Source organism: Kitasatospora sp. NRRL B-11411 (assembly GCF_000721345.1).
Taxonomy (GTDB): domain Bacteria; phylum Actinomycetota; class Actinomycetes; order Streptomycetales; family Streptomycetaceae; genus Kitasatospora; species Kitasatospora cineracea.
On sequence record NZ_JOGH01000188.1, the window covers coordinates 1 to 8,246 of the forward strand.

The window sequence follows — 8,246 nt, forward strand, 5'->3', positions numbered from 1 at the left end:
GGGGTGCGGCGGCGGGGTCGGCGGGCGCGGAGGCGGTGGTGGTGGGTGCGGGGGCGGGGGTGCCGTCGGCGGGGGCGATCCGGGTGAGGCGGGCGGCGGCGGTCTTGTAGAGGGGCTGTTTGGAGACCGGGTCCCAGTCGGTGACGGTGGTCTCGTTGGCGGCGCGGCCGCCGTCGGGGCCGGGTCCGGTGCGGCCGGGGGTGTCCCAGTAGCCGTAGTGGAAGGGCAGGAAGAGCAGCCCGTCGCGGATCGTGGTGACCCGCAGCCGGGCCCGGACGGCGCCGCGGGCCGTGGCGACCTCGACCAGGTCGCCCTCGCCCAGGCCGCGCCGGCGGGCTTCGCCGGTGCCGATCTCGACCCACGTCTCGGGTGCGGCGGCGTCGAGTTGGGGGGTGCGGCCGGTCTTGGTGCGGGTGTGGAAGTGGTAGAGGGTGCGGCCGGTGGTGAGCTGCAGCGGGTACTCGGCGCTGACGTCCTCGTGCGGGGGCAGGTACTCGGCGGCCTTGAGCACCGCCTTGCCGTCGGGGTTGAGCGCCCGGTACTCGGTCTCGGAGACGGCGGCGCCGGTGACCAGGTCGCGCCCGTAGGTCTCGCAGGTGTCGGGGGCGGCCCAGGAGATGCCGTCGGAGTAGAGGCGTTCGGTGCCGTCGGGGTGCTCGGCGTCGCAGGGCCACTGGACGCCGCCGCGCTCGCGCAGCAGTCCGTAGCTGAGGCCGGTGTAGTCGCAGGGCCGTCCGGCGGAGCAGCGCTGCCAGGCCGCGAACGCGCCGGGCGCGTCGTGCCAGCCGATCAGCGGGGCGCCGTCGCGGTCGCGGAAGTCCATCCGGCGGGCGTAGTCGAGCAGGATGTCGAGGTCGGAGCGGGCCTGTCCGGGCGGCTGGACGGCCTGCTCGCAGAGGTGGACGGTGCGGTCGGCGTTGGTGAAGGTGCCGGTCTTCTCGCCCCAGGTGGCGGCGGGCAGCACGACGTCGGCGAGCAGTGCGGTCTCGGTCGGGTAGAGGTCCTGGACGACGGTGAACAGGCCTTCGCCGCGCAGGAGTTCGCGGATCCGGGCGAGTTCGGGCAGCGAGACGGCCGGGTTGGTGCCGGAGATCCACAGCAGTTTGATCGAGCCCTGTTCGGCGTACCGGAAGATCTGCATCGCGGGGGTGGGCGGCCCGTAGTGCGGGATGCGCTCGGGCTCCACGTTCCACAGCTCCGCGAGTTCGGCGACGTGCGCGGCGTTCTCCCAGTTGCGGAAGCCGGGCAGGTCGCCGTCGGCGCCGCACTCGCGGGTGTTCTCGGCGGTGGGCTGCCCGTTCATCTGGAGCACCCCGCAGCCGGGGCGGCCGAGCATGCCGCGCAGCAGCTGGAGGTTGTTGACCTGGACGGCGGCGGCGGTGGCCTGGTGCGACTGGTAGACGCCCTGCAGCACGGTGGAGAGCAACTTCCGTGCCTCGCCGAGCAGTTCGGCGGCCCGCTGGATCTCCCGGGCGGGCACGTCGCAGATCCGCGCGGCCCACTGCGGGGTGCACCTCCCGACGCCCGCGGCGAGCTCCTCGTACCCGACGGTGTGCGCGTCGACGTACGCGTGGTCGATCCGGTCGGTGCGGACGAGTTCGTGCAGCAGCGCGTTGAGCAGTGCGACGTTGGTGCCGATCCGGGGCGCGAGGTGCACCTCGGAGCGGGCGGCGACGGGGGTGGGGCGCGGGTCGACGCACAGCAGCCGGGGCGGTTCGGGCCCGGCGAGGCGGTCGAGGACCCGCATCCACAGCACGGGCTGGGTCTCGGCCATGTTGTGGCCGAACAGGGCGAGCGTGTCGCAGTGGTCGACGTCGGTGTAGGAGGCGGGCTGGCCGTCGCAGCCGAAGGTCTCCTTGAGCGCCTCGGCGGCGGTGGCGGTGCACAGCCGGGTGTTGCCGTCCAGGTGGTTGGTGCCGATGCCGGCGCGGGCGGTCACGTCGAGCGTGTAGTACTCCTCCAGGAACAGCTGCCCGGAGGTGTAGAAGCCGATCGCGCCGGGCCCGTGCTCCTCCAGCAGGTGTTTCGTCCGGTCGACGACCAGGCCCATCGCGGTGTCCCAGTCGCTCTCCTCCAGTTCTCCGCCGCGCCGCACCAGCGGGACGGTGAGCCGGTCGCGGGCGTGGTTGGCCTGCCAGCCGAACAGGTCCTTGGGGCCGAGCCGCCCCCGGTTGACCCGGTCGTCCGCCCGGCCGCGCACCCCGACGATCCGGCCGTCGCGCACCGCGACGTCCATCGCGTCGCCGTTGGAGTGCAGCAGCGAGGCGGCGGGCACCCAGCGGTCCACCTCGGCGGCGGTCAGACAGCTGTCCCGGCGCACCGGCCACGGCTGCCCGGGGGCGTAGGGGGTGCGGTCGCCCCAGGGTTCGGCGATCCGGTCGATCCGCTCGCGCATGGCGCCACCTCCGTGTGTCACTGCCCGACGGCTGCCGCGTGTACCCGGGGGGCCGCGGGGCATGCGCGCCGGTCCGTTCAGTCGGGCGGGCGCAGCCGGTCGCGCAGCAGGCGCAGGGCGGCGTCGACGGCGGCGGCCCGGATGTCGTCGGGGCGGTCGGTGGGCGGTTCGGGCCGGGCGGTGCGGGTGCCGTCGGGGCCGCTGACCGCGATGTGCACGGTGCCGACGGGGCGGCCGTCGTGCGGGGCGGGCCCGGCGGCGCCGGTGGTGGCCAGGCCGTAGGTGGCCCGGGTGCGGGCCCGGACGCCTTCGGCCATCTGGGCGGCGACCTCGGGGTGGACGGTGCCCTGGTCGGCGAGCAGGGCGCGGTCGACGCGCAGCAGGTCCGCCTTGACCTCGGTGGCGTAGGCGACGACGCCGCCGAGGAACACCCCGCCCGCGCCGGGGGCGTCGGCGAGGACGGCGGCGAGCCGCCCGGCGGTGAGGGACTCGGCGGTGGCGACGGTGTGCCCGGCGGCGGCCAGCGCGGCGGTGACCTGCCGGGCCAGGACGGCGCTGTCGGGCAGCCCGGGGCGGGGCCCGCCGGTGCTCATGTCCCGCGGGCGACCTTGACGGTCGCCAGGTCGGGGTCGGCGCTGTCCGGGACGAGCATGCCCGCCTCCAGCCCGGTGCGCAGGTAGTCCAGGACGGCGTCGTTCAGGCGTTCGCCGGGCAGCACGGCGGGGATGCCGGGCGGGTACGGGGTGAGCATCTCGGCGGCGGTCCGGCCGGACGCCTTCTCCAGCGGCACCTGCTCGGTGGGGCCGAAGAACGCGTCGCGCGGCAGGGCCGCCTGCTCAAGCCGCAGCTCGCCCGGGTCGGGGACGTGCACCCGGGCGGCCGGGCGGAGGGTGGGTGCGGCGGCGACGAGTCCGCGCAGGCCGCGCAGCAGGGCGTCGGCGGTGGTGGCGTCGTCGGCGTGGGTGAGCTGGGCGCTGATCCGGCGGTGGTCGCAGACGTGCAGGGTGAGCTGGTGGTACGAGCGCAGCCAGTCGCCGGCCCGGTAGCCGGTGGTGCCGAGCCCGGAGACGTCGACGATGACCTGCAGCGGGTCGAGGTCGGCGGCCAGGCCGGGCCCGCAAAAGTCGTCCCGGCCGTGGACGTGCAGCCCGTCCAGGGCCTCGATCCGCTCGCGGACGTCGGCGGCGAGCGCCAGCGCGGCGCCGAACAGCTCGTGGCCGTGCTGGACCATCTGGCGGCGCCAGCCGTCGAGCGCGGCGTAGATCAGGACGGAGGGGCTGGTGGTGCCGAGCAGGTCCTCGCGCTGCTTGAGCGCGTCGGGGGCGACCAGGTCGCCGCGCAGGTGGAAGACCGAGCTCTGTTCGAGGGCGGAGCCCATCTTGTGGACGGAGGTGACGCAGACGTCGGCCCCGGCGTCCATCGCCCACTGCGGCAGGTCGGGGTGGAAGGGCAGGTGGGCGCCCCACGCCTCGTCGACGATCAGCGGCTTCCCGGCCGCGTGGCAGACCTCGGCGATGCCCGCCAGGTCGGCGCAGGTGCCGTACGGGGTGGGCGAGGTGACCAGCGCGCCCTTGGCGTCGGGGTGGCGCTCCAGGGCGGCCCGGAACGCCTCGGGGCGGGGCGGGTGGGCCAGGTGCAGGCCGGCGTCCCAGGACGGGTCGACCCAGACTGGGCGGATGCCGGCCAGGATCAGCCCGGCCACCACGGACTTGTGGGCGTCGCGGCCGATCAGCAGTTCCTCGTGCGGCCCGGCGACGGACAGCATCGCGGCCTTGACCGACAGCGAGCTGCCGCAGGTGGAGAAGAAGGTGTGCTCGGCGCCGACCGCCTCGGCCATCAGCGCCTGGGCGTGCGGCAGGATGCCGCGCGAGTCGGTGCGGTCGTCGAGCCCGCCGCTGGCCAGCACGTCGGAGCGGAACACGTCCGCCCCGAGCACCTCCAGGACGCGCGGATCGGCGCCCCGCCCCTGCTTGTGGCCGGGCGGGGTGAACACGGTCAGCGGATTGGCGTGGAAGGCCGCGAGGGCCTCGATCACCGGCGCTTGGGACTGGTCCATGCGGCGCGTGTGCCCTCGGCCCGGGCGGCGAAACGGGCCCGGCGGCCGCCGGACCGGGGCGGGCGGCGCTCAGCGGCGGACGGCGGTGACCAGGTGGGCGGCGGTGCGCAGGCGGACGCCGTCGGGGCCGTGGTGGGGGGCGAGGGCTGCGGTGAAGGCGGCCCGGGCGCGCGGGGCGGCGTCGGCGGGGTGCTCGGGGTCGAGCAGGGTGAGCAGGTGGCGGCCGGGGCCGGAGCCGAGCAGCAGGTCGGCGGCGTCCGCGGGGTCGGCGCCGAAGCGGCCCGCGGACTCGACGGGCTCGGTGCGGACGCGGTCGAACCCGGCGGCGTCCAGGGTGCGGTGGACGACGGCCGGGTCGGCGAGCGAGAACATGCCGGGGCCGTCGGCGGGGCCGGGCTCCGGCGCGGGGACGCCGAGCAGGTCGCGGACGGTGTCGTACAGCCGGACCCACTCGGTGCGGGCGGGGTCGGCCATGCAGACGAAGGCGAGCCGGCCGCCGGGGCGCAGGGCGCGGGCGAGGTTGGTGAAGGCGGCGACCGGGTCGGCGAAGAACATGACGCCGAAGCGGCTGACCGCCACGTCGAAGGCGGCGGCGGGCAGCGGGTGGACCTGGGCGTCGCCCTGCTCGAAGGCGATCCGGTCGCCGAGCCCTTCGGCGGCGGCCAGGGCCCGGGCGGTGGCGAGCATCGGGCCGGAGAGGTCGAGTCCGAGGGTGGCGGCGGCGGTGCGGGCGGCCAGCCGGGTGGTCTGCCCGGCGCCGCAGCCGACGTCGAGGACGCGGGTGCGGGCGTCGATCGCGGCGGCGGCGAGCAGCGGCGCGTTGAAGCCTTCGTTGACGGCGTTCCAGCGGTCCTGGTGGTCGCTCCAGTGACGCCCCTCGGGGCCGTTCCAGGCGTCGGACTGAGCGGTGTTGGCGGTGGCGGGCATGGGTTCCCCCGGTCGGGACAGTAGTATGGGCGATCGCCCATACCCACGGTATGGGCAGATGCCCATACCGGCAAGGCCGACCCCAGGAGGACCCGTGTCACCGCGCGGCGTAGCGATCCCCGACGTCCGGGAGCGGCTGTTCGCCGCCGCCGAACGGGTGCTCTCCCGGGAGGGGCCCGCCGGGCTGACCAACCGCTCGGTCACCGAGGAGGCGGGCTGCGCGAAGGGCCTGCTCTACAACCACTTCGCCGACCTGGACGACTTCGTCGCGCAGCTGGTCCTGGACCGCTTCGAACGGGTCGCCGCCGAGGTCGCCCCGCTGGCCGACCGGGCCGGTCAGGGCGAGGTCCGGGAGAACCTGGCCCGGGCCGCGCTGGTCCTGCTCGGCGCCGACGGCCCGGTGGTCGCCGCCGCCGCGGTCTCCCGCAGCGGCGTGGCCGACCGCGTCCGGCGGGCCTGGCGGGACGGCGCGCCCGGGCCCGGCACGGTGCAGGACGCGCTGGCCGGCTACCTGGCCGCCGAGCAGCGGCTCGGCCGGCTCTCCCCCGCCGCCGACGGCCCGGTGATCGCGCTCGCCCTGGTCGGCACCGTCCACCACCTGCTGATGCACGGTCACGCCGAGCCCGCCGACCACCCGTCGCTGATCCGCCGTCTGGTCGCCGCGCTGGTACCGCCCTTCGGAGCCGGGGGCGGAACCGGATCCGAAGCCGGGGACGGGGGCGGCGGTGGTACCGCGGTACCACCCGCGGCCGAATGATCGTCCCTGGGTGCCGCCGTCCGGGCCCGGGCCGGGCCTAGCGTGGCAGCAGAGGCGGTCGGGACGGCCCGGCCCCGCAGCGGCAGGGAGCGGACCGGATGATCGAGGCGCAGCAGCTGACCAAGCGCTACGGCGAGAAGACCGCCGTCGACGGGCTGGACTTCACCGTCAAGCCGGGCAGCGTGACCGGGTTCCTGGGCCCGAACGGTGCCGGGAAGTCCACCACCATGCGGATGATCGTCGGCCTGGACGCGCCGAGCAGCGGCTCGGTGCGGGTCAACGGGCGCCGCTACGCCGAGCACGCCGCGCCGCTGCAGGAGGTCGGCGCGCTGCTGGAGGCCAAGTCGATCCACCCGGGGCGCTCGGCCTTCAACCACCTGATGGCGCTGGCCCACACCCACGGCATCCCGCGCGCCCGGGTGGACGAGGTGATCGGCCTGACCGGCCTGGAGTCGGTGGCGAAGAAGCGCGCCGGGGCGTTCTCGCTCGGCATGGGGCAGCGGCTGGGCATCGCGGCGGCCCTGCTCGGCGACCCGGCCACGGTGATGCTCGACGAGCCGGTCAACGGCCTCGACCCGGAGGGCGTGCTGTGGATCCGCAACCTGCTCACCGGCCTGGCCGCCGAGGGGCGCACCGTGTTCGTCTCCTCGCACCTGATGAGCGAGGTCGCGCTGGTCGCCGACCACCTGATCGTGGTCGGCCGGGGCCGGCTGCTGGCCGACACCACCGTGCAGGAGCTGGTCCGGCAGGCGGGCGGCGACCGGGTGACGGTCGCCTCCGCCGACCCGGCGAAGCTGCGCGGGCTGCTCACCGGCCCCGGCGTGGAGATCACCGGCCGGACGGGCGCCGAGGAGCTGGAGGTGACCGGCCTGACGGCCCGCCGGATCGGCACCGTCGCGGCCGAACACGGCATCGCACTCTACGAGTTGGCCACCCGGACGGTCTCGCTGGAGCAGGCGTTCATGGACCTGACCCGGGACGCCGTGGAGTACCACGGCTCGACCACCACCCACCCCGTCGAGACTTCGAGGAGCGCCGCGTGAGCACCATCGCCCCCACCCCCGCCCCGTCCTCGGCCGCCGCCGAGCGCCCCGCCCGTCCGCCGTACAAGGTCACCGCCGCCCGGGTGCTGCGCTCGGAGTGGGCGAAGGCCTGGTCGCTGCGCTCGACCTGGATCACCCTGGGCCTCGGGCTGCTCTTCCTGGTGGCGTTCGGCCTGATCGCCGCCTACCAGTTCAAGTCCCGGCTGACCTCCGGCCGGCACATGGACCGGGACTTCGCCGACGCCAACGCGCTCACCCTGTCGCTGTTCGGCACCAACTTCGCGCAGCTCGCGCTCGGCGTGCTGGGCGTGCTGATCGCGGCGGGCGAGTACTCGACCGGCATGATCCGCTCCACGCTGGCCGCGGTGCCGCGCCGGCTGCCGGTGCTGTGGGCGAAGGCCCTGGTGTACGGGGCGGTCGCGCTGGTGCTGGCCACCGCCGGGGTGTTCGTGGCCTTCCTGTTCGGCAGCGGGATCCTGTCCGGCACCAAGGCGGCGCTGACCTTCTCCGACCCGGGCGTGGTGCGCGGCCTGTTCGGCGCGGGCCTGTACCTGGCCCTGGTGGGCGTGATCGGCGTCGCGCTGGGCATGCTGCTGCGCTCGATCGCGGGCGGCATCTCGGTGCTGGTCGCCTCGCTGATGCTGGTGCCCGGCCTGGTGTCGCTGCTGCCCAGCTCCTGGCACGACCACATCAACCCGTACCTGCCGAGCAACGCCGGCCAGGCGATGTTCGCCCTCACCCACGACAGCACCACCCTGTCGCCCGGCGCCGGACTGGCCGTCTTCGCCCTGTGGACGGTGGCGGCGCTGGCGGGCGCGGCGGTGCGACTGCTGCGGCGCGACGCGTAGGCGACGCGACGCGCGGGCGACACCGCGCGAGGGCGCTTCGGCCGTACGCGCCGCGCCTGACAGACTGACCTGCCGCGGGGCCCCGGCCGCACCGAGCGCCGGGGCCCCGCGGCACCCGCCGTCCGACCACCCCCGGGGGTTCCCCGTGCACGACCCGGCCACCCCAGTCCCCGTCCCCGCTGTCCCCGTCCCCGCTGTCCCCGTCCCCGCTGTCCCCGTC

7 protein-coding genes are annotated in these 8,246 nt (G+C 75.7%); 3 read left to right on the forward strand and 4 right to left on the reverse strand.

All coding sequences use genetic code 11. From position 1 onward, the window contains the following. The 4 genes from IH44_RS0137840 to IH44_RS0137855 form a co-directional block, all read right to left on the reverse strand. Window positions 1-2,395, reverse strand: a 2,395-nt coding sequence (locus IH44_RS0137840) for a molybdopterin oxidoreductase family protein (RefSeq protein ID WP_030464387.1), incomplete at its 3' end; no start/stop codon positions are given. A gap of 77 nt (window positions 2,396-2,472) precedes the next feature. Continuing rightward, the gene (locus tag IH44_RS0137845) at window positions 2,473-2,988 is read right to left on the reverse strand and encodes a CinA family protein (RefSeq protein ID WP_051818178.1); all 516 of its coding nucleotides are present in this window, start codon (window positions 2,986-2,988) and stop codon (window positions 2,473-2,475) included. After that, a complete protein-coding gene (locus IH44_RS0137850) occupies window positions 2,985-4,451 on the reverse strand; it encodes an aminotransferase class I/II-fold pyridoxal phosphate-dependent enzyme (protein WP_030464389.1) in 1,467 nt (488 codons plus the stop codon). The genes IH44_RS0137845 and IH44_RS0137850 overlap by 4 nt, the downstream gene beginning before the upstream one ends. 69 nt (window positions 4,452-4,520) lie before the next feature. Continuing rightward, window positions 4,521-5,378 (reverse strand): class I SAM-dependent methyltransferase, encoded by an 858-nt coding sequence (locus tag IH44_RS0137855; RefSeq protein ID WP_030464390.1) that lies wholly within the window; start codon window positions 5,376-5,378, stop codon window positions 4,521-4,523. Between the two features lie 94 nt (window positions 5,379-5,472). On the opposite strand from IH44_RS0137855, the gene IH44_RS0137860 reads away from it, so the two are divergent. The 3 genes from IH44_RS0137860 (at window position 5,473) to IH44_RS0137870 (ending at window position 8,026) form a co-directional block, all read left to right on the forward strand. Beyond that, window positions 5,473-6,135 (forward strand): TetR/AcrR family transcriptional regulator, encoded by a 663-nt coding sequence (locus IH44_RS0137860; RefSeq protein WP_063759763.1) that lies wholly within the window; start codon window positions 5,473-5,475, stop codon window positions 6,133-6,135. Window positions 6,136-6,233: 98 nt separating this feature from the next. After that, window positions 6,234-7,178, forward strand: a complete 945-nt coding sequence (locus IH44_RS0137865) for an ABC transporter ATP-binding protein (protein WP_030464392.1) — start codon at window positions 6,234-6,236, stop codon at window positions 7,176-7,178. Next, the gene (locus IH44_RS0137870; protein WP_030464393.1) at window positions 7,175-8,026 is read left to right on the forward strand and encodes an ABC transporter permease; all 852 of its coding nucleotides are present in this window, start codon (window positions 7,175-7,177) and stop codon (window positions 8,024-8,026) included. Before IH44_RS0137865 ends, IH44_RS0137870 begins: the two co-directional genes overlap by 4 nt. The last annotated feature ends 220 nt before the right edge of the window (window positions 8,027-8,246 follow it).

What these genes read in the sequence shown, in the direction of transcription:
- IH44_RS0137845 (WP_051818178.1), bottom strand. Translation starts at nt 2,988, where the DNA reads ATGAGCACCGGCGGGCCCCGCCCCGGGCTGCCCGACAGCGCCGTCCTG.
- IH44_RS0137865 (WP_030464392.1), top strand. Translation starts at nt 6,234, where the DNA reads ATGATCGAGGCGCAGCAGCTGACCAAGCGCTACGGCGAGAAGACCGCC.
- IH44_RS0137850 (WP_030464389.1), bottom strand. Translation starts at nt 4,451, where the DNA reads ATGGACCAGTCCCAAGCGCCGGTGATCGAGGCCCTCGCGGCCTTCCAC.
- IH44_RS0137855 (WP_030464390.1), bottom strand. Translation starts at nt 5,378, where the DNA reads ATGCCCGCCACCGCCAACACCGCTCAGTCCGACGCCTGGAACGGCCCC.